Annotated in this window: 22 protein-coding genes; 10 read left to right on the forward strand and 12 right to left on the reverse strand. The window is 71.9% G+C overall.

All coding sequences use genetic code 11. From position 1 onward, the window contains the following. Positions 1-137 precede the first annotated feature (137 nt). Positions 138-3,236, reverse strand: a complete 3,099-nt coding sequence (locus ABZ098_RS28865) for a glycoside hydrolase family 2 TIM barrel-domain containing protein (RefSeq protein ID WP_356595997.1) — start codon at positions 3,234-3,236, stop codon at positions 138-140. A gap of 268 nt (positions 3,237-3,504) precedes the next feature. Between ABZ098_RS28865 and ABZ098_RS28870 the strand changes: the two genes are divergently transcribed. The 3 genes from ABZ098_RS28870 (at position 3,505) to ABZ098_RS28880 (ending at position 7,995) form a co-directional block, all read left to right on the forward strand. Continuing rightward, the gene (locus ABZ098_RS28870) at positions 3,505-5,886 is read left to right on the forward strand and encodes a SpoIIE family protein phosphatase (RefSeq protein WP_356595999.1); all 2,382 of its coding nucleotides are present in this window, start codon (positions 3,505-3,507) and stop codon (positions 5,884-5,886) included. 94 nt (positions 5,887-5,980) lie between these two features. Then, on the forward strand, positions 5,981-6,649 hold the full coding sequence (locus tag ABZ098_RS28875) for a DUF4232 domain-containing protein (protein WP_356596001.1): 669 nt from the start codon (positions 5,981-5,983) through the stop codon (positions 6,647-6,649). Positions 6,650-6,738: 89 nt separating this feature from the next. Next, on the forward strand, positions 6,739-7,995 hold the full coding sequence (locus ABZ098_RS28880; protein WP_356596081.1) for an SLC13 family permease: 1,257 nt from the start codon (positions 6,739-6,741) through the stop codon (positions 7,993-7,995). A 6-nt stretch (positions 7,996-8,001) separates the two neighbouring features. On the opposite strand, the gene ABZ098_RS28885 is transcribed toward ABZ098_RS28880, so the two are convergent. Both ABZ098_RS28885 and ABZ098_RS28890 read right to left on the reverse strand, forming a co-directional pair. Further along, positions 8,002-9,945, reverse strand: a complete 1,944-nt coding sequence (locus ABZ098_RS28885) for an RICIN domain-containing protein (protein WP_356596003.1) — start codon at positions 9,943-9,945, stop codon at positions 8,002-8,004. A gap of 371 nt (positions 9,946-10,316) precedes the next feature. After that, complete coding sequence (locus tag ABZ098_RS28890; RefSeq protein ID WP_356596005.1) at positions 10,317-11,267, reverse strand: helix-turn-helix domain-containing protein; 951 nt, start codon at positions 11,265-11,267, stop codon at positions 10,317-10,319. 64 nt (positions 11,268-11,331) lie between these two features. Between ABZ098_RS28890 and ABZ098_RS28895 the strand changes: the two genes are divergently transcribed. After that, positions 11,332-12,132, forward strand: coding sequence for a phytanoyl-CoA dioxygenase family protein (locus ABZ098_RS28895; protein WP_356596007.1), 801 nt, complete (start codon positions 11,332-11,334; stop codon positions 12,130-12,132). On the opposite strand, the gene ABZ098_RS28900 is transcribed toward ABZ098_RS28895, so the two are convergent. Genes ABZ098_RS28900 through ABZ098_RS28910 form a run of 3 tightly spaced genes read right to left on the reverse strand, consistent with a single transcriptional unit; the run spans position 12,133 to position 14,155 of the window. Then, positions 12,133-13,104, reverse strand: coding sequence for an aldo/keto reductase (locus ABZ098_RS28900; protein WP_356596009.1), 972 nt, complete (start codon positions 13,102-13,104; stop codon positions 12,133-12,135). Between the two features lie 58 nt (positions 13,105-13,162). Then, positions 13,163-13,687, reverse strand: a complete 525-nt coding sequence (locus tag ABZ098_RS28905; protein ID WP_356596011.1) for a flavoprotein — start codon at positions 13,685-13,687, stop codon at positions 13,163-13,165. 9 nt (positions 13,688-13,696) lie between these two features. After that, on the reverse strand, positions 13,697-14,155 hold the full coding sequence (locus ABZ098_RS28910) for a nuclear transport factor 2 family protein (RefSeq protein WP_356596013.1): 459 nt from the start codon (positions 14,153-14,155) through the stop codon (positions 13,697-13,699). Between the two features lie 94 nt (positions 14,156-14,249). Here ABZ098_RS28910 and ABZ098_RS28915 point away from each other — a divergent pair, with 94 nt between their 5' ends. After that, entirely contained in the window at positions 14,250-14,801 is a 552-nt protein-coding gene (locus tag ABZ098_RS28915; RefSeq protein WP_356596015.1) for a TetR/AcrR family transcriptional regulator, read from the forward strand. Between the two features lie 291 nt (positions 14,802-15,092). On the opposite strand, the gene ABZ098_RS28920 is transcribed toward ABZ098_RS28915, so the two are convergent. Together ABZ098_RS28920 and ABZ098_RS28925 are read right to left on the reverse strand one after the other, a co-directional pair. Then, a complete protein-coding gene (locus tag ABZ098_RS28920) occupies positions 15,093-15,293 on the reverse strand; it encodes a ferredoxin (protein ID WP_356596017.1) in 201 nt (66 codons plus the stop codon). A gap of 12 nt (positions 15,294-15,305) precedes the next feature. Then, positions 15,306-16,505, reverse strand: a complete 1,200-nt coding sequence (locus ABZ098_RS28925) for a cytochrome P450 (protein WP_356596019.1) — start codon at positions 16,503-16,505, stop codon at positions 15,306-15,308. 389 nt (positions 16,506-16,894) lie between these two features. On the opposite strand from ABZ098_RS28925, the gene ABZ098_RS28930 reads away from it, so the two are divergent. Beyond that, complete coding sequence (locus tag ABZ098_RS28930) at positions 16,895-17,344, forward strand: nitroreductase family deazaflavin-dependent oxidoreductase (protein WP_356596021.1); 450 nt, start codon at positions 16,895-16,897, stop codon at positions 17,342-17,344. 62 nt (positions 17,345-17,406) lie between these two features. On the opposite strand, the gene ABZ098_RS28935 is transcribed toward ABZ098_RS28930, so the two are convergent. Further along, positions 17,407-18,378, reverse strand: coding sequence for a cation diffusion facilitator family transporter (locus ABZ098_RS28935; protein ID WP_356596023.1), 972 nt, complete (start codon positions 18,376-18,378; stop codon positions 17,407-17,409). Between the two features lie 96 nt (positions 18,379-18,474). Here ABZ098_RS28935 and ABZ098_RS28940 point away from each other — a divergent pair, with 96 nt between their 5' ends. Next, positions 18,475-19,512: a glutathione S-transferase C-terminal domain-containing protein gene (locus ABZ098_RS28940; protein ID WP_356596025.1), complete on the forward strand. Its 1,038-nt coding sequence runs from the start codon at positions 18,475-18,477 to the stop codon at positions 19,510-19,512. Position 19,513: 1 nt separating this feature from the next. Next, complete coding sequence (locus ABZ098_RS28945; RefSeq protein WP_356596027.1) at positions 19,514-19,810, forward strand: DUF4235 domain-containing protein; 297 nt, start codon at positions 19,514-19,516, stop codon at positions 19,808-19,810. 1 nt (position 19,811) lies between these two features. Here the strand turns inward: ABZ098_RS28945 and ABZ098_RS28950 are convergent, their stop codons facing one another. The 3 genes from ABZ098_RS28950 to ABZ098_RS28960 form a co-directional block, all read right to left on the reverse strand. Beyond that, a complete protein-coding gene (locus tag ABZ098_RS28950) occupies positions 19,812-20,204 on the reverse strand; it encodes a VOC family protein (RefSeq protein ID WP_356596029.1) in 393 nt (130 codons plus the stop codon). Positions 20,205-20,280: 76 nt separating this feature from the next. Beyond that, a complete protein-coding gene (locus tag ABZ098_RS28955) occupies positions 20,281-20,748 on the reverse strand; it encodes a pyridoxamine 5'-phosphate oxidase family protein (RefSeq protein WP_356596031.1) in 468 nt (155 codons plus the stop codon). A 25-nt stretch (positions 20,749-20,773) separates the two neighbouring features. Continuing rightward, positions 20,774-21,307 carry a GNAT family N-acetyltransferase gene (locus ABZ098_RS28960; protein ID WP_356596033.1) on the reverse strand — a complete coding sequence of 178 codons (534 nt, stop codon included), beginning with the start codon at positions 21,305-21,307 and terminating at the stop codon, positions 20,774-20,776. Positions 21,308-21,398: 91 nt separating this feature from the next. On the opposite strand from ABZ098_RS28960, the gene ABZ098_RS28965 reads away from it, so the two are divergent. Further along, complete coding sequence (locus ABZ098_RS28965) at positions 21,399-21,761, forward strand: DUF1304 domain-containing protein (RefSeq protein WP_356596035.1); 363 nt, start codon at positions 21,399-21,401, stop codon at positions 21,759-21,761. Beyond that, entirely contained in the window at positions 21,758-22,321 is a 564-nt protein-coding gene (locus ABZ098_RS28970) for a TetR/AcrR family transcriptional regulator (protein ID WP_356596037.1), read from the forward strand. Before ABZ098_RS28965 ends, ABZ098_RS28970 begins: the two co-directional genes overlap by 4 nt. Positions 22,322-22,324 lie beyond the last annotated feature (3 nt).

The following is a 22,324-nucleotide window of genomic DNA, read 5'->3' on the forward strand; positions in this document are numbered from 1 at the left end:
CCGGGCTCCTCGGGGGAGGTACGGGCAGCGCTCATGGGAGCGCTCCCAACGGTCGCAGGCCATGTTTGTTCCAGGCATGACACCTCGTCAACGGTCCGGACGGGACGGGTTCCCGTCCGGACCGTGGGCGGCGGGGGTCAGGTCCCCGGCAGCTCCAGCCTGGCGATGCGCACACCGCCCCGGGTCTCGCCCGGATACGCGCTGGTCAGCGTGAGCCGTATCCGCGAGCCGCGGACGGCGTCGAAGGTGATCACGGTCGGCTCGCCGGACGCGGCGGCCCAGGCGGTCGAGGCGCCCTCGACGGGCACGTACCGCTTGCCGTCCCACACCGCGGCCTCGACGGAGGCGGGCAGGCTGTGGGTCGCGCTCAGGGTGAAGGAGATCTCCGCCCGGTCGAAGGTCCGGGTCCGCCCGAAGTCCACACAGACCCAGTCCTCGGCCCGCGCGCCGCTGAAGGCGGGCAGCAGGGCGGTCGCGGCCTTGTTGAAGGCGTTGGACCAGCCGGTGGCGGGGTCGCCGTCGAGCATGGCGGCCGGGAGGGTGTCCGGGCGGCCGGAGTAACTGGCGTCCGCGAGGGGGTAGTTCGGCGGTACCGGGTGATCGGGGGTGAAGGCGGCTGGCTCGGTGAGGGCGGCCGACCGGGACGGGGTCGTGCGCACCTTCGCAGTGCCCGCCCGCAGCCCCTCCGCGCTCGCCGTCACCTTCAGGACCCCCGGCTCGGTGCCGGTGCGCACGATCGCGAGGGCCTTGCCGTGGAAGGCGGTGCGGGTGCTGGCCTGGTAGCGCTCGGCGCTCTCCTCACGGCCGTTGTCGAGCCCGGCCAGCGAGCCGCCGGTCACCGCGAAGGAGAGCAGGTGCTCGGCGTCGGGCACGACCACGCCCCGGGCGTCGACGACGTCCGCGGTGACGAAGACCAGGGAACGGCCGTCGGCGGCCGGCGACGTGCGGTCGGCGGTGAGGCGTACGGCGTGCGGCCGGCCGGCCGTGCGGAGCACGTCGGTGGCGACGGCCTTGCCGTTCCTCCTCGCCACCGCCTTCAGCTCGCCCGGCGCGTACGGCACTCGCCAGGTCAGATGGAGCTTGCCCGCGCTGCCGTTCGGGCTGGTGTAGCTGCCGGGGTAGGGGCCGTCGGTGAAGGTCTTGTCGTCGCCGGTGGCTTCCGTGGTCTCCAGGTACACCCGGCCGTCGGTGGTCTTCTTGGTGTCGAAGGTCCGGGTGCCGAGGGACTTGCCGTTGAGGAACAGCTCGACCTCGGGGACGTTGGCGTACGCCCACACCTCGACCGTGTCGCCGGCCCGGTGGTTCCAGGTCATCGGCAGCAGGTGGACCATCGGTTCGTCGACCCACTGGCTGCGGAACAGGTGGTACATGTCCTTCGGGAAGCCTGCCGTGTCGACCGCGCCGAAGAAGGACGCCTTCACCGGGAAGACGTCGTACGGCGTGGGCTCCCCGATGTAGTCGATGCCGGACCACAGGAACTGCCCGGCGAACCACTTGCGGTCCCGGTCCTTCTTGTGGCCGTACTCGCCGCTCATGGTCCAGGAGGCGAGGTTGTTGTCGTAGGACGAGGTGTTCCGCCTGCCGGGGGTGTGGTTCTCGCCGGTGTTGAGGTGTTCGGGCTCCTGGTAGGCGCCGCGGGTGGAGGTCTCGGAGGACGACTCGGACTCGAAGAGGAACAGGTGCGGGTAGGCGGCGTGCAGTTGGTCCACCGACTTGGCCGTGTTGTAGTTCAGACCGAGGCCGTCCAGCTTCGCCAGCATCAGGTCGGCGGCCGACCCCTTGGCGGGCAGGCGGCGGTACTTGTCGGAGCCGATGATCAGCGGGCGGGTGTCGTCGACGGCCCTGATCGCCGCGATGATCCGGTCGGCCATGGCGAGCCCGGCGGTGGACGTGGAGTCGGGGATCTCGTTGCCGATCGACCACAGCAGCACCGCGGGCGAGTTGCGGGCCGCCAGGACCATCTCGGTGGCGTCCCTGTCACACCACTCGTCGAAGAACCGGCCGTAGTCGTAACGGGTCTTGGGGGTCTTCCAGCAGTCGAAGGCCTCCACCAGCATCACGATGCCGAGTTCCTCGCAGACCTGGATCATCTCCGGGGAGGGCGGGTTGTGGGAGGTGCGGAAGGCGTTGACGCCCATCGACTTCATGATGGTCATCTGTCTGCGGATCGCGTCGACGCTGACGGCCGCGCCGAGAGCGCCCAGGTCGTGGTGGAGGTCGACGCCCTTGAGCTTGTGGTAGGTGCCGTTGAGGTGGAAGCCCTCGTCCGGGTCGAAGCGGAAGGTGCGGAAGCCGAAGGGGGTGCGGTAGGTGTCCGTCGTCGTACCGCCGACGCGCAGGTCGGTCCGCACGGTGTAGCGGTGGTGCGGGGTGCCGAAGTCCCACAGCTTCGGCTCCGCAACCGTGAGTTCGTGGGTCTCGGTGGCCTTGTCGGTGACGGCGACCGTGGAGGTCCTGCGGGCGACCGTACGGCCGCGGGGATCGACGATCCGCGTGACGACCTCGACGTCGGCGGTGATGCCGGACGCGTTCACCACGGACGTCGCCACCCGGACCAGGCCGCGCTTCCCGGTGATCTCCGGGGTGGTGACGCGGGTGCCCCAGCGCTCCACGTGCACCGGTTCGGTGACGACCAGGCGGGCCTCGCGGTAGATGCCGCTGCCCGAGTACCAGCGGCTGCTGGGGAGCCGGTTCTGCACCTTGACCGCGATCACGTTCTCGGTGGTGCCGTCGGTGTGGAGCAGGTCGGTGAGGTCGAGGGCGAAACCGGTGTAGCCGTAGGGGTGGTGACCGACCTCCGTGCCGTTGCAGTAGACGTACGCGTCCATGTAGACGCCGTCGAACTCCACCGAGATCCGCTTTCCGGCGAGGGCTGCCGGCAGGGTGAAGGCGAGGCGGTACCAGCCCAGGCCGCCGGGGAAGAAGCCGGTGCCGCTGGTGGTGCCGTTGTGCGGGGTCGGGGCGAGTTCGATGCTCCAGTCGTGCGGGACAGCGGTCTCACGCCAGCCCGAGTCGTCGTAGCCGGGGGCGGCGGCGTCCGCGTACTCCCCCGTCGGGTCGGTGAGCCCGCCCGGGTCGACCAGCGCGAAGCGCCAGCCGTCGCGCAGCGCGACCGTACGGCGGCCGGACGTGCTCCCGGCGGACCCGGCCGCCTGGGCCGCGGGAGCGGCAAGGAGCAATCCCGCAGCCGGCGCGGCCGTGGAAGCGAGCAAAACCGATCTGCGCGTGACCGCCATGGCGACTCTCCCTCATCGGGGCCCAGAAGTACTCACAACTGATCGTGAACAAACACAATCTGACGGTGTGCCAGTCAAAGTCGTCAAGGGTGCGGTCGACTGCGTCTGCCCCGCGCGTCCCCTCGGCCGGATTTCCCCCTTGACGGCGGTCCGGTCACGCGTGGGGGCGTGCACAGGGGTTCGCCGTTCGTGGCCGAGCGCGACGCACTAGGCTGGAACCCAAGTGACCTGTTTGTTCACTGAGAGTGCGCGCAATGGAGTGGCGACGATGACCCTCGTGTACCCGTTCGACGACGCGGCGACGGCTCGGGCCGTCGTCGGTGAGGACGGCACGCTGGTCGCCTGGAACGCCGGCGCGCAGCGGCTGCTGGGCTGGTCGCCCGCCGAGGTCGTGGGCCGACCGGCGGTGAACCTCCTGGTCAGCGGGGGCGAGGAAGTGCCCGACGGTCCCGTGGGCGCCCGCTGGGACGGCACCCTCACCCTGTGCCACCGCGACGGCACGGCCGTCTCGGTGTGGCTGCTCGCCCACCACCAGCACTCGGCGGACGGCGGCCCGGGGCACTGGCTCGTGGTCACCCCGCTGGAGCCCGGCGGCCCCCGCTCCCCCGACGACCCACTGGGCACGGCCGTACTGACCCAGTCGCCCTGTGCCGTCGCCGTGTACGACGAACAGCTCCGGCTGCGCCGGGTCAACGACGCCATGGCCGACGTGATCGGGCTGCCCGAGAAGCGCGTCCAGGGCCTGAGGCTGTCCGAGATCGGCGGCAAGCCGCAGAGCGAGGAGCTGGAGGAGCATCTGCTGCACGTGCTCACCAGCGGCCGGGCGAAGGACGTGCAGACGTACATGCGGACCGGCGGCGAGGACAGCGCGCACGCCTGGCTGGCCCGGATGGCGCCGATCACCGACCCGGCGGGCCGGGTGCGGGGCGTGTGCCTGGCCGCCCACGACTTCACCGACCACTTCCTCGCCCGCGAGCGGCTCCAGCTCGTCAACGAGGCGAGCATGCGCATCGGCACCACCCTCGACGTCACCCGCACGGCCCAGGAGCTGGCGGACGTCTGCGTCCCGGCGCTCGCCGACTTCGTCAGCGTGGACCTGCTCGACCCGCAGGAGAACGGCGAGACACCGGCGACGCTCGCCGCACCGGTCGAGCTGCGCCGCGCCGCCCACCAGTCCGTGGACCTGGGCAACCCGCTGGCGGTGGTCAAGCCGGGGCACACGGAGCTGTATCCCGCCACCTCGCCGCAGGCCGACTCGCTGCTCGCGGGCCGCACCATCGTCGCCACGGTCGCCTCCGGACGTCTCGACCAGTGGCTCAACTGGAACAAGACGCGCGGTGAGCGGGTCAGGGAGTACGGCATCCACTCCACGATGTCCGTGCCGATCCAGGCCCGCGGCCAGACCCTCGGGGTAGCCGTCCTCACCCGGTACCGGCGGCCCGACCCCTTCACCCCGGACGACGTGCTGCTGGCCGAGGAGATCACCGCGCGCGCCGGGATCTGCGTCGACAACGCCCGCCGCTTCTCCCGCGAGCGCGAGACCGCCCTCGCCCTCCAGCGCAGTCTGCTGCCCCGCTCCCTGCCGCGTACGGCGGCCGTGGAGGCGGCCTCCCGCTATCTCCCGGCCGCGCGGGCCGGCGTGGGCGGCGACTGGTTCGACGTGATCCCGCTGTCGGGAATGCGGGTCGCGATGGTCGTCGGGGACGTGGTCGGGCACGGCATCCAGGCCTCGGCGACGATGGGACGGCTGCGCACCGCCGTCCGCACCCTCGCCGACATCGATCTGGCCCCGGACGAGCTGCTCACCCACCTCGACGACCTCGTCGTACGGCTGTCCGCGGAGGCCGGCGGCGAGGGCAGCCCCGGTGAGGTCGGGGCCACCTGTCTGTACGCGGTGTACGACCCGGTGTCGCGGCGCTGCACGCTGGCCCGGGCGGGGCACCCGGCCCCCGTGATGCTGACGCCCGGCGGGCCGGCCCGCCAGGTGGACCTGCCCGCGGGGCCGCCGCTGGGCCTGGGCGGCCTGCCGTTCGAGTCCGCCGAGCTGGCCCTGCCCGAGGGGACCGTGCTGTCGCTGTTCACGGACGGGCTGACCGAGTCCCGGGAGCGGGACGCGGACGCCAGCCGCGCGCTGCTGTGCGAGGCCCTGGCCGTGCCCTCGGACTCCCTGGACGAGACCTGCGACCGGGTGCTGCACACGCTGCTCCCGCCCGGCGGCTCCGCGGACGACGTGGCCCTGCTGCTGGCCCGCACCCTGGGGCTGCCCGCCTCCCAGGTGGCGACCTGGGACATCCCCGCCGACCCGTCGCTGGTGGCGCCCGTCCGCAAGCAGGTCGTGGAGCAGCTCGCCCGCTGGGACCTGAGCGAGGCGTCGTTCACGGCCGAGCTGGTGACGAGCGAGCTGGTGACGAACGCGATCCGGTACGGCGCCCGCCCCATCCGGCTGCGTCTCATCCATGACGCGACCACGCTGATCTGCGAGGTCTCCGACACCAACCACACCGCGCCGCATCTGCGGCGCGCCAAGACGTGGGACGAGGGCGGCCGGGGGTTGCTCCTGGTCGCGCAGCTCACCCAGCGCTGGGGCAGTCGGCACACGGCCGACGGCAAGACGATCTGGGCGGAGATCGGGCTCCTCGACCTGGAGTGAGCGAACTTTTCCGGGCCGTTCCGCGTCGGACCCTCATGACGGGGCACAAGGCGCCGTACGTGCGCGTGCTGGAATCTCCCGGGAGTGTGGAGACATGACGAACAGGTCCCAGGGAATGCGGCGGGCGGCACTGCTCGCCGGTCCGGTGGCGTTGCTCGGTCTGCTGGCGGGCTGCGGCAGCGGCGACGACACGACGGCCCCCTCGACTGTCGCCACGACACCGTCCGGCTCCGGCACGCAGAGCTCGGAAGCGACCGACGGCACCGGCAGCGCGCCGAGCGGGGTGCCGACCGACGCGGTGAGCAACTCCCTCACCCCCTCCGCACCGCGGTCCCCGGCCGGCGGAACCCGCTGCCACACCTCCGAGTTGAGCGCCTCCGTCGGCCGCAACAACCCCGGCGCGGGACAGGAGAACTTCCCGGTCGTGCTGACGAACACGTCGAGCCGCACCTGCACCCTGTACGGCTACCCGGGCACCGCCTTCGTCGACGCGTCCGGCAAGCAGCTCGGCCCCGACCCGCGGCGGTCCTCGGGCGACCTCCAGACGGTGACCCTGGCACCGGGCCGCAGTGCCTGGGCCGGGCTGTCCTTCGCGAATCCCGAGGTCAGCGGGGCGGGCACCGCCACTCCTGCCGCTCTTCTGGTGACCCCGCCGGACGAGGAGGACCCGCTGAAGGTGACCTGGAAGGGCGGCGAGGTCCCGGTGTCCGGCACCGAGTCGTCGGTGCGACTCATCCCCTTCAGCCCGGGCACCGGGGTCTGAACGGCCGGGGTCGGGGGTAGCGGGACGGTTCTTACCCTGGCCTGGTTTCATGACCTGGCACGATCTGACCGCCCTCCGAAGGAACCGCCCTGAACACCCCGCTCGCCGAAGTCCTGTCCGTCGTCCTTCTCGTCGCCGTACTCGTGTGGGCGGTGCTTCGTCCCTTCGGATGGCCGGAGGCCGTGCTCGCGGTCCCGGCGGCCGGGCTCGCGGTCGTCACCGGGGCGATCTCCCCGGAGCACGCGTGGGCGGAGGTCGAGCGGCTGGGGCCGGTGGTCGGGTTCCTGGCCGCGGTGCTGGTGCTCGCCCACTTCTGTGACGTCGAGGGCCTGTTCCAGGCCTGCGGCGCCTGGCTGGCGCGGCGGTCGGCGGGCTCGCCCGGGCGGCTGCTGACCGGTGTGTTCGGGCTGGCGTCGGCGATCACCGCGGTGCTCAGCCTGGACGCCACCGTGGTGCTGCTGACGCCGGTGGTGCTGGTCACCGCCTCCCGGATGGGCGCCCGCGCGAAGCCGCACGTCTACGCGTGCGCGCATCTGTCGAACACGGCCTCGCTGCTGCTGCCGGTGTCGAACCTCACCAATCTGCTGGCCTTCGAGGCGAGTGGGGTGAGCTTCACCCGGTTCGCGCTGCTGATGACGCTGCCCTGGCTGGCGGCGATCGCCGTCGAGTACGCGGTGTTCCGGCGTTTCTTCGAGACCGACCTCACCGTCGTCGACCACTCCCCCGAGCCCTCCGAGGAGCCCGCGCTGCCGCTGTTCGCGCTGGTCACCGTCGGCTGCACCCTGGCCGGGTTCGTGGTGGCCTCCGCGTTCGGCGTGGATCCGGCGTGGGTCGCGTGTGCGGGGGCGCTGGTGCTGGCGGGCCGCGCCCTCGCCCGGAGGAAGGCCGGTCCGGTCTCCGTGGTGCGGGCGGCGGCGCCGGCCTTCCTGGCGTTCGTGCTCGCCCTCGGCATCGTGGTGCGCGCGGTCGTCGACAACGGGCTCGCCGACGCCCTGCGCCACGTCCTGCCCGACGGGACGGGGCTCGTCGCGCTGCTGGGGATCGCCGCGCTGGCCGCCGTACTGGCGAACCTGATCAACAATCTGCCCGCGGTCCTGGTCCTGCTGCCGCTCACCGCCGCGGCCGGCCCCGGCGCGGTCCTCGCTGTGCTGCTCGGGGTGAACATCGGCCCGAACCTCACCTACGCCGGGTCCCTGGCCACGCTGCTGTGGCGGCGCATCCTGCACCGGGACGACCACGAGGTCGGGCTCGGCGAGTTCACCCGGCTCGGCCTGCTGACCGTACCGACGGCGCTGGCCGCCGCGGTGGTGGCCCTGTGGGGCTCGCTTCAGCTCGTCGGGGCCTGAGCGGGGTCAGCGCCCGCCGTAACCGCCGCCTCCGTAGCCGTAGCCACCGCCGTACCCGTACCCGCCGCCGTAGCCGTACCCACCGCCGTAGCCGCCGGATCCGCCGCCGTTCTGGCCGTCCCCGTTGCAGTAGTACGGGTTGGTGGAGCAGTAGTCGCCCGGAGACGGGGGCGTCGACGACGGTGTCGGCGTGGGGGTCGGCGTGGCGGTCGTCGCCTTCGGGGTGGGCGTGGGCGTCCTGGAGGGCGCGGGGGCGGACTTCGGGGTGGGCGTGGGGCTGCTGTCTGCGTCCCAGTTGACCGCCGCCATCTGGGGGTCGGTCTTCGAGGTGTCGAAGACCCAGCGCTGGGCGGGGCCCTCCTCGCGGTTCTTCAGGACCAGCGCGCCGGAGCCGTCGGTGGCGGCGGGGGCCAGGGCGAGGTCCTGGTTCCAGCGCGGTACGAGGGTGCCCTGGAGGGTGAAGTCGTAGCGGATGTCCTTGGGGTCGGGCGCGCCGGCGCCCGTGCAGGTCGCGAGCCGCACCGAGAAGCCCTGGCGGGAGTCCAGGCACAGGTCGGGGTCGGCGGCGCTGCGCAGCAGTCCGTCGGTCTCGTACGTCCACTGCTGGCCCTCGGCCGTGGAGCACTCGGCGAGTTCGGTCTCGGCGCCCGGGGCGAGCTTCTTGCCGACGACACCGACGCACAGGCCGGACTCGACGTTGTGCAGGCGGCCGCGCAGGTCGCCCTCGCGTGCCTCGCCCGCCCCGGCCCACGACGGGTCGCTGGTCGAGGAGGCCGTGTCGGAGCCGGGCGCCTCGGTGGGAGCGGCGTCGGCGGGGCCGTTGCCGTCCGAGCGGAACGAGGACCACATGACCAGGGGGAGGACGACGAGCCCGCTCACCGTCAGGACGGCGACGGTGAGGTTGCGGCGGGAGGTGCGGCGGGCGGCCTTGTGGGCCGAGCGGCGGGACGCGGAGCGGGTGCGGGGGCCGGGACCGGCGGGCGCCTGGTCGGCGGGGCCGGGGTCGGCGGCGGTCCCGTCCTGGCCGGGGTCCGCGAAGGGCATCGGGGTGCCGAAGGCCTCGCCCACGAACGGGCCGGCCGGAGCGTGCCGCCGGGCCTCCCGCGCCGCTCCCGTGTCGTCGACGCTCAGCCGGGACTGCACGTAGGGGCCGGCGGCCCAGCCGAGCACGGCTTCGGCGAGGGCGAGGCCGAGCTGCCCGTTGAACTGGTGCAGTTGGTCGGCGGTGTGCATGCAGTGCCGGCACCGCTCCAGGTGCTCGCGCAGATCGGGGTCTATGTCGACACCGCCGCGCCGGTAGGTCACGTCGAGCAGCCGCAGATAGTGCCGGCACTCCTGCTCGGGGGCGAGTTCGCGGTGGACCTGGAGGCACTCCTCGCGCAGTCGTTCACGGGCGCGGCGGAGTTCGACGCGGGCGTCCTCCTCGTCCAGGCCGAGGAGACTCGCGGGGACGGCGATCGGCTCGGCCTCGACCTCGGTGTGCCACAGCAGACAGCGGGCGGACTGCTGCAACCGCTGGAAGGCGCCGGACAGCAGACGCCGCTCGGCCGGGGGCAGCAGGCGGGCCGCCGCCCTGTCGCCGCCCGCCTCGGTTCTCAGCGCGGGGTGGAGCATCTCCCGCCGGCCGTCGGCGTCCCACTCGGCCGCGATCCGCCGGACGGTGACGAGCAGATGGGGCCGCCACGCGGCGGTCGGCCCGGTGTGGCGCAGGGATTCGCCGAAGAGGCGGGTGAACGCGGCCGTGGTGAGCATGCCCGCGGGGCGGGGACCGTCGGTGCACAGCCGCGCGTAGGCGAAGGCGGCTTCCCAGTGCCGGTCGAGGAGTTCACCGACGGGCTGCAGGGCCGGCGTCGTGCCGCTCCACTTCTTGAGCTCGGCGCTCAGTTGCTCGTCCGTGACGTCGTACGGGCGAACCGGAGACGGGGAATTCGACAGTCCTGCGTCTTTCACGGCGGCATTTCCTCCCGAGGCATGCTGCATTGCTTTAAAAAGTCCATACCAATGGGTACGTCCGCCTGGGACAGCTCTTTTGAAGCGTGAAGGGCGTACGGAGGGGGTCAAGAGCGCACACAGGGAATGTGCATTGTCTGTGCGCTGACAACGCACACCTTTACACAGGTCAGGGACGCCCAACAAGTGATCTCCACGGTTTTGCGCATCCCACCCACCCGACACAGATAGACAATTCGTCAGCACCGGCGCCCCGGGGATTGTCGTTCTCATGATTTCGCAATTGGAAACGGGATCCAGTTAACTCCGCGAAGAGATCCAGGAAACCATTGAACCTCCACTACACAGCGCTTCCGGGTGGCCCCATGATGTCATGTCCCAACCATTGGGACGGCCGCTCGGTAGGCCCCGGGCGGTGTGCCGTAGCGGTGGCGGAAGACGCGGTTGAAGTGGAAGGGGCTGGCGAAGCCGGAGGCGGCGGCGACGCGTTCCACGGAAAGGTCGGTGCTCTCCAGTAGTCGGGCGGCGTGCTGCAGCCGTGCCTCGCGCAGCGCCCGCATCGGTGCCCGGCCGAGCTGCTGGGTGAAGAGGTGCGCGAACCGGGACGGGGACAGCGAGACCTCGGCGGCGAGCGATCGGACCGTGTGCGGGGCTCCGGGGTCGGCCGCGATGAGCTCCTGCGCGCGCTGGATGCGGGGGTCGACGCCCGTCCCGGCCCGGGTCGCGCGCGCGGCGCCGGCGGTGAGCAGGACGACCTCCTCCAGCGCGCCCAGGGCCAGTTCGCGGGCGGTGGCGCCGTGGGCCACGGCGACGGCCACCCGGTCGTCGGGCGGGACGGTGTCGGGCGGGGTGCCGGTGCCGGTCCAGCGGGCGTCGGCCAGCATCCGGCGGAAGGCCGCCTCGATGCGGGCGTGCGGGCCGTCGCCCGCGGGGTCCGGGGTGACGACGTGGTCCGGGGTGACGACGTACAGGCCGTCACCCCTGCCGTACGGCCTCAGCCAGGCGGTCCAGGACGGTCTGGCTCCGCAGTGCGCCCACCAGAACTCCCAGTGTCCGGCGCCCTGGTGGACGCCGTAGCGGTGCGGGATGCCGGGGGCGAGCACCACGAGGTCCCCGGCGCCCGCGCCGGTCTCGGTCCGCCCCTGGCGCAGGGTGCCCCGGCCGTCCACCGTCCAGGTGAACAGCCAGCTCTCGGCGCCGCGCGGTCGCTGGACGGCGTAGCCCGGGAGTTCGTCGTAGCGGCCGACGACCACGAGGCCGGGCGGCGGGCCGGGATCGCCGGACGCAGCGGTCCCGGGCAATCCGTCGGCGGTCACGGGCATCCTCCTCGTGCGGGCTGCGGCCTAGCGTGACGAGTGGAACACATGCGACCGGGGAGGGAAACAGATGACAGTCACGGGCATCGGGACAGGGGTCCGGCAGTTCCAGGAGGACGGCTTCATGGTCGCCCGGGGGCTGTTCGCGCGCGAGGAGATCGACCGGCTGTGCGCCGCGTTCACGGCCCTGCACGCCGGCGGGCCGGTGCCGGGTCACTTCGAGCCGAGCGCTCCGGGCGAGTCCGCGGATCCGCTGCGGAGGTATCCGCGGGTGATGCAGCCGCACGAGATCAACGACCTGGCGCTGCGGTTCCTGCTGGACGGCCGGCTGCGGGAGGTGCTGGAGACACTGCTCGGCGAGGAAGTGCTGGCCGCGCAGAGCATGTTCTACTTCAAGCCGCCGGGGGCCCGGGGGCAGGCACTGCACCAGGACAACTTCTATCTGCGGGTCGAGCCGGGCACGTGCGTCGCCGCCTGGGTGGCCTGCGATGTCATCGACCGGGACAACGGCGGGCTGGAGGTCGTCCCGGGCACGCACCGGATGGACCTGTTCTGCCCCGAACTCGCGGACTCCGAGGTGTCGTTCGCGCGGGAGTACGTGGCACCGCCCCCGGGGCTCGCGGCGGTTCCCGTCGACATGGCTCCGGGGGACGTCCTGTTCTTCAACGGCAGCCTGGTGCACGGGTCGCAGCCGAACCGCACGGCCGACCGGTTCCGGCGGTCGTTCATCGGGCACTACGTGGGGGCTTCCACCGAGCGGATCGGGCACTACTACCGGACGTTGTCGATGAGCGGTGCGCGGGTGCCGTTGCCGGAGAGCGAGGGGGCGGGTCCGTGCGGTACGGAGTTCGCACCGCACGGACCGCACTAGTCAGCTGTGACCGACGACGGGGCGGGCCGTGTACGGCCCCTCCAGTTCCTCGATCTCCTTCTCGCTGAGCTCCAGTTCGACCGCTGCCACCGCGTCCTCGATGTGGTGCGGCTTGCCCGCGCCCACGATCGGGGCCGCCACCGTGTCCTTCGCCAGCAGCCAGGCCAGGGCCACCTGGGCGCGGGGGACGCCCCGGTCGCCGGCGATGCGGGTGACGGCCTCGACGATGCTGCGGTCGCCCTCCTGGTAGAGGCGGCTGCCGAAGTCGTCGGTGGAGCTGCGGTCGGTGACCGTGCCCCAGTCCCGGGTCAGGCGCCCGCGGGCCAGCGGGCTCCACGGCAGGGCGCTGACACCCTGGTCGGCGCAGAGCGGCAGCATCTCGCGCTCCTCCTCGCGGTAGAGGAGGTTGTAGTGGTTCTGCATGGAGACGAACTTGGTCCAGCCGTGCCGCTCGGCCGTGTACTGCATCTTGGAGAACTGCCAGGCGTACATCGAACTGGCCCCGATGTAGCGCACCTTGCCCGCCTTCACCAGGTCGTGCAGCGCCTCCATCGTCTCCTCGACCGGGGTGCGGGGGTCGAAGCGGTGGATCTGGTACAGGTCGACGTAGTCGGTGCCGAGGCGGCGGAGACTGTGGTCGATCTCCGTCATGATCGCCTTGCGGGAGAGCCCCGCGGCGTTCTGCCCGGACCGCATCCGGCCGTGCACCTTGGTCGCGAGCACGATCTCGTCGCGGTTCGCGAAGTCCGCGAGGGCCTTGCCGACGATCTCCTCGCTGGTGCCGTCGGAGTAGACGTTCGCGGTGTCGAAGAAGGTGATGCCGGCGTCCAGGGCCTGCCGGATCAGTGGCCGCGACGCCTCCTCGTCGAGGGTCCACTCGTGCACGCCGCGGTCCGGCAGGCCGTAGGACATGCAGCCCAGACAGATCCGCGAGACGTCCAGGCCCGTCGAACCGAGCTTCACGTACTGCATCGTTGCTGCTCCTGCCTTCCAGAGGGGTCCGAAGGGGAGCGTACGGCTTCGGGCGCGATCAAGGTCCCCGCTCGACCAGGTCCAGTGCCCGCTCCCACGCGAACTCCTCGCCCTCGACGCCCTGGTAGGGGTGTCCGAACCGCACTCCCGCCCCCCGCAGCCGGATCAGACTGTCCTGGTAGGCGGGGTGTCCCGCGAGGTCGTCGGAGACACAGGGCAGGGCGCCGATCGGGACGCCCCGTCCGAGCACCTCGCACAGCGTGCCCAGGGCGAGGGTGTCGGCGATGCCGGCCGCCCACTTGTTGATCGTGTTGAAGGTGGCCGGGGCGACCACGACCGCGTCCGGGTCCGGGAAGGGCCGCGGGTCTCCCGGGCGGCGCCACGCGGAACGGATCGGGTAGCCGGTCTGGGCCTCCACGGCGGCCGCGTCGAAGAAGCCGTTCATGGCGGTGGGCGTGGCAATGACGCCCACGTGCCACTCCCGCTCCTGCGCGGCGGTGATCAGCTTGCCGACGTCCGCCGCGATGCCGGCGGCGCAGACGACGACGTACAAGAAGGGCGGTGTCTCGTCCTGTTCGGTCACCCCGGAACCCTACTGAAGCGGGAAGGACTGCCCGCGCTCGCTCTCGGGCCGCGGTCCGTGGATCCGGCGCTCCTTCTCGTCGATGGGCACGTCGTTGATGCTCGCCTCGCGCCGGGTCATCAGCCCGTGCTCGTCGAACTCCCACAGCTCGTTGCCGTACGACCGCCACCACTGCCCTTCGGCGTCCTGGCACTCGTACTGGAAACGGACCGCGATGCGGTTGCCGTCGAAGGCCCACAGGTCCTTGCGCAGCGCGTACTCGCGCTCGCGCGCCCACTTCGCGGTGAGGAAGTCGACGATCTCGTCGCGGCCGGCGACGAAGGTGCCGCGGTTGCGCCACACGGAGTCCGGCGCGTAGGCGAGCGCCACCCGCTGCGGGTCGCGGGTGTTCCAGGCGTCCTCGGCGGCCTGCACCTTCCGGGCGGCGGTCTCGCGGGTGAAGGGCGGCAGGGGCGGGCGGTCGGTCATGGCGTCCTCCGGGACGGCGAACGGAGAACGGGCGTTCTCCGCTGGACTGCTAACGTAGGAGAACGTGCGTTCTCGCGTCAAGGAGTGGTCGTCCATGGACAGCGCAGTGGCCCGCGAGCGGGTGCTGGACGCCGCCGAGGAGCTGTTCTACGGGCGGGGCGTCCAGTCCGTCGGCATGGACGAGATTCGGGGCGCTTCCGGGGTCTCCCTCAAGCGGCTCTATCAACTGTTCCCGGCGAAGGAGCAGCTGGTCGAGGCCTATCTGGAGCGGCGGGACGGGCGCTGGCGGGGCCGGCTGGCCGAGTTCGTGGAGCTCCGGTCGGACCCTGAGGAGCGGATCCTCGCGGTCTACGACTGGCTGGAGGAATGGTTCGGCGAGGAGGGCTTCCGCGGGTGCGCGTGGATCAACTCGTACGGCGAACTCGGCGCGACCTCGGACCGGGTGGTGGCCCAGGTCCGGGCGCACAAGGAAGCGTTCGGGGACTACCTCGCCGCCCTCGTGGCCGCGGCGGGGCGGCCCGCCGCGCTGGCCGGGCCACTCTTCCTGCTCGCCGAGGGAGCCATGGTGACGGCGGGGATCACGCGGAGCACCCGCCCCGCCGTCGAGGCGCGGGAGGCGGCCCGGCTGCTGCTGGGCGCCCGCTGACGTCAGAGGGCCGCGAATGCCCTGATGTCCTCCCGGGCCCAAGTGCAGCTTCCGCACGCCGAGTTCGCCGAAGCAGACCTTGAGGCAGGGGTCTGGAAGTCGTACGGCTCACGCGGGTGCCGGGCCCCTGGTCGACGGGGACGTCGGTCTCGTTGTCGCCCCGCCGGGCGCCTGCTGTTCGCGCTCACCGTCACGGTCGAGGGCGGCCGCGTCACCGCGTACGACGTGGACGCCGAGCCTGGGCGGCTGCGGCGAGTCGAACTCGGGGTGCCCGACCCGCCGCGCCCCCGGTCAGCTCACCGTCTCCGACACGGTGATGGCGGCGACGGGACAGGCCCGGGCGGCCTCCCTGACCATGGGGTCGCCGCCACCGTCCTGTGCGCCGGGCACGAGCGTGCTGAAGCCGTCGTCGTCCTGGGTGAAGACGCCCGGGGCGGCCAGGGCGCACTGGCCCGCCCCGATGCAGACGTCCCTGTCGATGTCGATGTGCATGAGCGGGGCCTCTTACCAGGTCACGGGGAGTTCCAGCATCCCCTGGATCGTGTCGCCGGGCTTGAAGGGGATCTCCTCGGCGGGGACCGCGAGGCGCAGCGTGGGCAGCCGGTCGAAGAGGGTGCTGAGGGCGATCTCCAGTTCGGCGCGGGCGAGGTTCTGGCCGAGGCACTGGTGGATGCCGAAGCCGAACGCGATGTGGTGCCGGGCGGGCCGGTGCCAGTCGAGGGTGTCGGGGTCGGCGTAGACATCCTCGTCGCGGTTGACGACCGAGGTCGAGAAGACGACTCCGTCACCCGCGCGGATCGTCGTCCCGGCCACCTCGATGTCCTCCAGGGCCATCCGCAGCAGTCCGTCGGCGATCGACAGCATCCGCATGAGTTCCTCGACCGCGTTCGGGATCAGCGCGGGATCGGTGCGCAACTCGGCCAGCCGGTCCGGGTGTTGAAGGAGGGTGAAGGTGCCGAGGGAGATCATGTTGGCGGTGGTCTCATGGCCGGCGACCAGCAGGATGATCGCCAGGGCGATCAGCTCCTCGCGGTTCAGCTCCTCGTTGCGCAACTGCTGGTGGACGAGTTCGTCGAGCACGCCGTCGCCGGGTTCGGGGTGTGCCTGTTTGCGGTCGATCAGTTCGTCGAAGTACTTCTCCAGTCGGTCGCGGGCGTCCATGACGTCGTCGGCCGTGGGGCCGCGCAGCAGGCGCCGGGACTCTCCCTCGAAGAAGTCGTGGTCGGTGTAGGGCACGCCGAGCAGGGCGCAGATCACGGTCGAGGGGACGGGCAGCGCGAAGGCGCTCACCAGCTCGGCGGGCCGCCCCTGGGCGATCATCGCGTCGAGGCGTTCGTCGACGATCTCCTGGATGCGGGGGCGCAGTTCGGTGGCCCGGCGGAGCGTGAAACTGGGGACCATCAGGCGCCGCTGGACCCGGTGCTCGGGGTCGTCGACGCCCAGCAGCGCGACCCTGCGGTCCTTGACCGCCGCGAAGCGTGCCGTGGGCGCGGGGAAGCCGTCACGGGTGCGGTCGGTGGACAGGCGGGGGTCGGCGAGCAGGGTGCGGGCGGTGCCGTGTCCGGTGACCAGCCAGGCCGGACGGCCGTCGAAGAGGGTGATCCGGGACAGCGGGCGGTCGGCGCGCAGCCGGTCGTAGGCGGCGGGCGGGTGGTAGGGGCAGGTCCGGTCCTGGGGGAAGGCGACGGGGTGCGTTTCCGTCATGGAAGACCTCGCAGACGAAGGGTGCGTCGTGCAGATCTTCATTAGATGCTCGGGGCATCTATAGGGCGACGAGAAGTTCGGCCAGATCGGTGGCGGGGGCAATGTGGCCGAAGATCGTCGCCGTGCGGCGGGCGGCCCTCCGGGCGGGACGGCCGTGCCTGGGAACCCCGACTGCCGGAGCGCGTCCGCCTACCTCGTTATCCGGCCACGCCTCGCCCGGACGGTGTCCGCCCCGGTGGCCATGACGTGCTCGTGCCCGCCGCGGGTCGCCGTGTCGGCGGTCGTCGTCATGGGCAGGTCCCTGGGAACCCGCTCGGGATGATTCCCGGGCGGGATCGTGTTGAAGTCCCGTGCGGGACCCGGTTGCAGACGACGAGGAGACTCGAATCATGCCTCTTGAGGGCGAGTACCAGCCCAGCCCGACCCAATGGGTGCGTGAGCAGGTGGAGTTGTACGAGAGCTCCGGCGGCACCAAGGGGAACACGCTCATGGACACGGGGATGCCGGTCATCGTGCTGACGACCCGCGGCGCCAAGAGCGGCGGCATCCGCAAGACGCCGTTGATGCGGGTCGAGCACGACGGGCGTTACGCGGCGGTCGCCTCGCTGGGCGGCGCGCCCAAGCACCCGGTCTGGTACCACAACGTCAAGGCCGACCCGCATGTCGAGCTCCAGGACGGCCCGGTCAAGCGGGACTTCGTCGCCCGCGAGGTCACCGGCGCGGAGAAGGACGAGTGGTGGGAGCGTGCCGTCGCCGCGTACCCGCCGTACGCCGACTACCAGGAGAAGACGGACCGGGTGATACCGGTCTTCGTCCTGGAGCCCGTCGCCGGGGACTGAGCGCCCGCGGAGAAATCCTGCGCGGACGACGCATGAACCGGCTCCGGCCGGGCACCTGAGCGTCAGGCCCCGCCGCGTTCCCCCGTCGCGGCGGGGCTTTCCCTTGCCTCCTCGGCCGGCCGGTCGGTCACGTCGAGGAAGATCTGGTCCGCCTCGGCCACGGTCCGGGAGACGGACCGCTTGATGCGTACGGCGACCTCCTCGACCCGCTCGCTGTCCAGGCCCGGCACCAGGTCGACCCGGGCGGCCACCAGCACCGAGTCCAGCCCCATCTTCATGGTGAACAGCGCCTCCACGCTGTCGATCTCGGGCTGCGCGTCCAGCAGTGCCCGGATCCGGGCACTGGACTCCGGGTCCGCGGCCTCGCCGATGAGCTGCCCCATGGCCTCGCGGCCCAGCCGGTAGGCCACGTAGACCAGCAGCACACCGATGGCCAGTGAGGCGGACGCCTCCCACACGACCTGCCCGGTGACCATGTGCAGCGCCATGCCGGCCATGGCCAGGGTCACCCCGAGCACCGCCGTGCCGTCCTCGGCGACGACCGTGCGCAGGGCCGGGTCGCGCATGCCCTCGGCGGCCCCGCCCTGCTTGCGCACCTGGTGCAGTGCCCGCAGCAGCGAGGCGCCTTCGGCGACGAAGGCCACCCCCAGCACGATCAGGCCGGCCACATAGCCGCTGAGCTTCTCCTCGGCGCCGTTGTGGAGCGCCTCCACGCCCTGGAAGAAGGAGAAGCAGCCGCCCATCACGAAGATGCCGACGGCCGCGATCAGCGACCAGAAGAACCGCTCCTTGCCGTAGCCGAAGGGGTGGCGCCGGTCGGCGGGGCGGCGGCTGCGGCGCAGCGCGGCCAGCAGGAAGACCTCGTTGAGGCTGTCCGCCACGGAGTGCGCCGCTTCCGACAGCAGGGCGGGCGAGCCGGCGAGGAGGCCGCCGACGGCCTTGGCGACGGCGATCACCAGGTTCGCCGCGAGAGCCACCAGTACGGTGACGCGAGTTTTCCGGTCCGCTTTTTCGTTCGTCGATGTCCCGCTCACCCACGCCGGATGCCCGGCTCGCGGGCACTCACACCGTGCCGATTCCCGAAAACGGGGAACGCGTCCACCAGGACAGCGTCATTCAGGAGGAAGCACATGGGCAGCGCCGACGACGGCAACAGCGCGTACGGCCAGAAGGCGTTCAAACGGTCCAAGAGCCATTTCGCGGACCGGGTCACCGCCGACGGCCGGGACGGCTGGCCGGTGGAGGCCGGCCGCTACCGCCTGGTGGTCAGCCGCGCGTGTCCCTGGGCGAGCCGGGCGGTGATCTCGCGACGGCTGCTCGGGCTCGAGGACGCGCTCTCGATGGCGATCGCCGATCCGATCCAGGACGACCGCAGCTGGCGTTTCACCCTGGACCCGGACGGCCGCGACCCGGTCCTGGGCATCCGCTACCTCAGCGAGGCCTACGACAAACGGGAGAGCGACTACCCCGGCGGGGTGAGCGTGCCCGCGCTCGTGGACGTTCCCAGCGGGAAGCTGGTCACCAACGACTACCAGCAGCTCACCCTGGACCTGGCCACCGAGTGGACGGCCCTGCACCGCGAGGGAGCGCCCGACCTGTATCCGCGGGCGCTGCGCGACGAGATCGACACCGTGATGGCGGACGTCTACGAGGACGTCAACAACGGTGTGTACCGGGCGGGTTTCGCCACCGGCCAGGAGGAGTACGAGGAGGCGTGCGCGGGCGTGTTCCGCCGGCTCGACCTGTTGACACCGAGGCTGGAACGGCAGCGGTACCTCGTCGGGGACACCATCACCGAGGCGGACATCCGCCTGTTCACCACATTGGTGCGTTTCGACGCCGTCTACCACGGTCACTTCAAGTGCAACCGCTGGAAGCTGGCCGAGAACGAGGTGCTGTGGGCGTACGCGCGCGACCTGTACCAGACGCCGGGCTTCGGGGACACCGTCGACTTCGACCACATCAAGCGGCACTACTACCAGGTGCACTCCGGCATCAACCCGACCGGCATCGTGCCGCTCGGGCCGGACCTGGCGGGCTGGCTGACGCCGCATCACCGTGCGGAGCTCGGCGGCCGTCCGTTCGGCGACGGGACCCCGCCGGGCCCGGTGCCGATGGCCGAGGCGGTCCCGGCGCACCACCGACCCACCACTGAGCAAGGAGACTGACGTGGCAAAGAAGAAGAAGCTGCCCCTCGCCTACAAGCCCCTCGGCTTCGTACTGGGCTGGACGAGCGGAACGCTGGCGGGACTGGCCTTCCAGAAGACCTGGAAGGCCATCCGGCACGAGGACGACGCCCCCGACGCCCTGGACCGTGACCGCGGCTGGGGAGAGATCCTGCTGGCCGCGGCGGTCCAGGGCGCCATCTTCGCCGTGGTGCGCAGTGCGGTGGACCGCGCGGGTGCCACAGCCATCGAACGCTCCACCGGAGTCTGGCCGGCCGACGACAAGGGCGGCCGCGACTGACTCAGCCCTGCTTGGGCGCGGTCGAGGCGACCGTGCGCAGGGTGAAGGAGTGTCCGGCGGGGTCGGCGTATCCGCGTTCCTCGAACGGCCCCGCCGCGTCCTTGGTGTCCAGGGGGCGGCCGCCGAGTTCCACCACCTTGCGCTCGACCTCGTCGAGGTCCTCCACCACGAAGTCGATGTGGGCCTGGAGGGAGTTCTCGGGGCGGGGCCAGCTCGGCGGTGTGGCGTTCACGTCACGGCGGAACGCCAGCCGGAAGCCGTCCGCCCCCCTGATCTCCACGCGGTTCGCGCTCGCGTCGGTCTCCTCGGCCGCCAGCAGCTCCTTGTAGAACACGGCGAGCTTCTCGGGCTCGGCACAGTCGAGCACGACGACCCCCGCTTTCACCAGTGCCATGTCTCCTCCGAAGGGTCCGGCCACGGGGTGTCGGCTCCCCGGCCTCGTACCTTGCGGATATCCCGGCACGGCCGATTCAGTCGGCGGTCAACCACTGTCCGTCCCGCATGAGTTCACGTCCCGTGAGTTCGTTCTCCTCCCGCCAGGCCTGTACGCGGCGCGGGTGGACGCGGAAGTACAGGTAGGGCGTGGTGAGCCGGCGGGGGTCGAAGCCTGTCCGGTCGGCGAACCGGTCCCCCTCCTCCTCGGTCAGTTCCGCCTGGCTGATGGTGTCGACGGTTCCTTCGATCATCACGACGTCCCGGGTGGGCCCGAGGCCGAGCCGTACTCTGCCGGTCGACTTCAGGTTCCGGCCGGTGGGACTGGCGGCCGGGGTGGCGAGCAGGAGGGTGGAGCCGTCCCAGAGGAACGAGAGCGGGACGAGGTACGGCACCCCTGAGTCGTCGCCGGGGGCAGTGGCGACCCAGACGTCCTCGTCGTGCTCCAGTCGGTGCAGGGTGTCCTGCTTGCGCTGCTTCGCGGTGCGTGGTGGCTGCGGGGCCATCGGTGTGCGTCCTCCTGGCGGTTCGTCAACTGACGGGATCAGTCTGGTCGTTCGCCCCGGGTTCCACCTCCGCCTTTCGACCTAGGGCGTGCCGCAGTGTCACGGCGTGGGCGCCGAATCCCTGACGCTCGTAGAAGCGGATCGCCTCCGGGTTGGCCGAGTAGGCCGCGACCTCCGCCTGCCGGGCCCCCTGCGTCTCGGCCCAGGCCAGGAACTCCTCGACCAGCCGGGCTCCGACCCGCGCGCGCCGGTGGGCCGGGCGGACGTACAGGCCGTTCAGCGTGGCCGACTTCACGGGCCGTACGGCCGAGGGTTCGGTCAGGGTGCCGGTCAGGTGTCCCACCACCTCGCCGCCGTGCGCCACCACCAGGACGAGCCGGGCCGGGTCCGCCAGGGCCGCCGTGAACGAGGCGTTCCCGTGCTCGCGCGGCCAGCCGACGTCGACGCTCGGGTCCCTGGTCCCGGCGTCCTCGGCGAACAGGCTCGCGCTGGAGGTGACGAGCCCCGGGATGTCGTCGGGGCGGGCGCGACGGACGGTGAGCTCTTCATCGGTGGTCATGGCGCGCAGGCTAGCGGCCGGCACTGACAGTGGACTTCCTGGACGGTTGTCCAGCTATAGTGGACACACGTCCAAGAAGTAGGGGAAGCCGATGGAGATCCTGGCGAAGGTGCTGGTCGGTCTGGTGGCCGCGCTGCACGTGTACATCCTGGTGATGGAGATGTTCCTGTGGCAGAAGAAGCCGGGGATGTCCTTCCACGGGTTCGACCGGGAGATGGCCCGGGCCACCGCCGCGATGGCGGCCAACCAGGGTCTCTACAACGGCTTCCTGGCGGCGGGCCTGGTGTGGGGCCTCGTCGCGGGGGACCCGACCGGGTTCCGGGCGCAGGTCTTCTTCCTGGTCTGCGTGATCGTCGCCGGAGTGTACGGCGCCGTCACCGCCAACGTCCGGATCCTCGCCGCGCAGGCGTTGCCCGGCGCGCTCGCCCTGGCCGCCGTCCTCGTCGCGCGGTGACCCGCCCCGCACCCGAGGACCCGCGGGCGGCCCGCACCCGGGCGCGGCTGCGGGAGGCACTGCTCGCGGAGTGCGCCGAGCGGCCGCTGGAGGAGGTCGGCGTGGCCGCGCTGGTGCGGCGGGCCGGGGTCGGCCGGGCCACCTTCTACGTGCACTACGACGGCCTGGAGGCACTCGCCGTCGACGCCTGCGCGGACGTCGTACGGGACGCCGTGGAGGCGCTGCACGCCTGGCGCGGGCGGCCCGACCCGGTGCACGCGCCGCCCGCGCTCGCGGAGTTCTTCGCCTCGCTCACCCCGCGCGCCGCCCTGTACCGGTCCCTGCTCGCCCCGGGCGGGGGCGGACCATTGGGCCGGGTGCTGCACCGGGATCTGCGGGCCTACAGCCTGCGGGAGCGCGAGCTCGCGGGAGCGGGCGACGCGCCCCTGGTCGCCTCGGCGGTCGCCGCCACCTTCGCCGGCGTCCTGGCCGACTGGCTGCACGGGCTGCTCGACGCGACGGCCACCGACATCGCCGACCAGGTATGGCAGTTGCTGGTCGCCCTGCACGCCAGCCGGTGAACC

Source organism: Streptomyces sp. NPDC006335, assembly GCF_040612795.1.
GTDB lineage: Bacteria > Actinomycetota > Actinomycetes > Streptomycetales > Streptomycetaceae > Streptomyces.

Bases quoted from the DNA above. Each gene is read 5' to 3' on its own strand.
- ABZ098_RS28895 (WP_356596007.1), top strand. From the start codon at position 11,332: ATGACAGTCACGGGCATCGGGACAGGGGTCCGGCAGTTCCAGGAGGAC.
- ABZ098_RS28890 (WP_356596005.1), bottom strand. From the start codon at position 11,267: ATGCCCGTGACCGCCGACGGATTGCCCGGGACCGCTGCGTCCGGCGAT.
- ABZ098_RS28965 (WP_356596035.1), top strand. From the start codon at position 21,399: ATGGAGATCCTGGCGAAGGTGCTGGTCGGTCTGGTGGCCGCGCTGCAC.
- ABZ098_RS28915 (WP_356596015.1), top strand. From the start codon at position 14,250: ATGGACAGCGCAGTGGCCCGCGAGCGGGTGCTGGACGCCGCCGAGGAG.
- ABZ098_RS28900 (WP_356596009.1), bottom strand. From the start codon at position 13,104: ATGCAGTACGTGAAGCTCGGTTCGACGGGCCTGGACGTCTCGCGGATC.
- ABZ098_RS28925 (WP_356596019.1), bottom strand. From the start codon at position 16,505: ATGACGGAAACGCACCCCGTCGCCTTCCCCCAGGACCGGACCTGCCCC.
- ABZ098_RS28930 (WP_356596021.1), top strand. From the start codon at position 16,895: ATGCCTCTTGAGGGCGAGTACCAGCCCAGCCCGACCCAATGGGTGCGT.
- ABZ098_RS28920 (WP_356596017.1), bottom strand. From the start codon at position 15,293: ATGCACATCGACATCGACAGGGACGTCTGCATCGGGGCGGGCCAGTGC.
- ABZ098_RS28955 (WP_356596031.1), bottom strand. From the start codon at position 20,748: ATGGCCCCGCAGCCACCACGCACCGCGAAGCAGCGCAAGCAGGACACC.
- ABZ098_RS28870 (WP_356595999.1), top strand. From the start codon at position 3,505: ATGACCCTCGTGTACCCGTTCGACGACGCGGCGACGGCTCGGGCCGTC.
- ABZ098_RS28960 (WP_356596033.1), bottom strand. From the start codon at position 21,307: ATGACCACCGATGAAGAGCTCACCGTCCGTCGCGCCCGCCCCGACGAC.
- ABZ098_RS28875 (WP_356596001.1), top strand. From the start codon at position 5,981: ATGACGAACAGGTCCCAGGGAATGCGGCGGGCGGCACTGCTCGCCGGT.
- ABZ098_RS28865 (WP_356595997.1), bottom strand. From the start codon at position 3,236: ATGGCGGTCACGCGCAGATCGGTTTTGCTCGCTTCCACGGCCGCGCCG.
- ABZ098_RS28950 (WP_356596029.1), bottom strand. From the start codon at position 20,204: ATGGCACTGGTGAAAGCGGGGGTCGTCGTGCTCGACTGTGCCGAGCCC.
- ABZ098_RS28940 (WP_356596025.1), top strand. From the start codon at position 18,475: ATGGGCAGCGCCGACGACGGCAACAGCGCGTACGGCCAGAAGGCGTTC.
- ABZ098_RS28910 (WP_356596013.1), bottom strand. From the start codon at position 14,155: ATGACCGACCGCCCGCCCCTGCCGCCCTTCACCCGCGAGACCGCCGCC.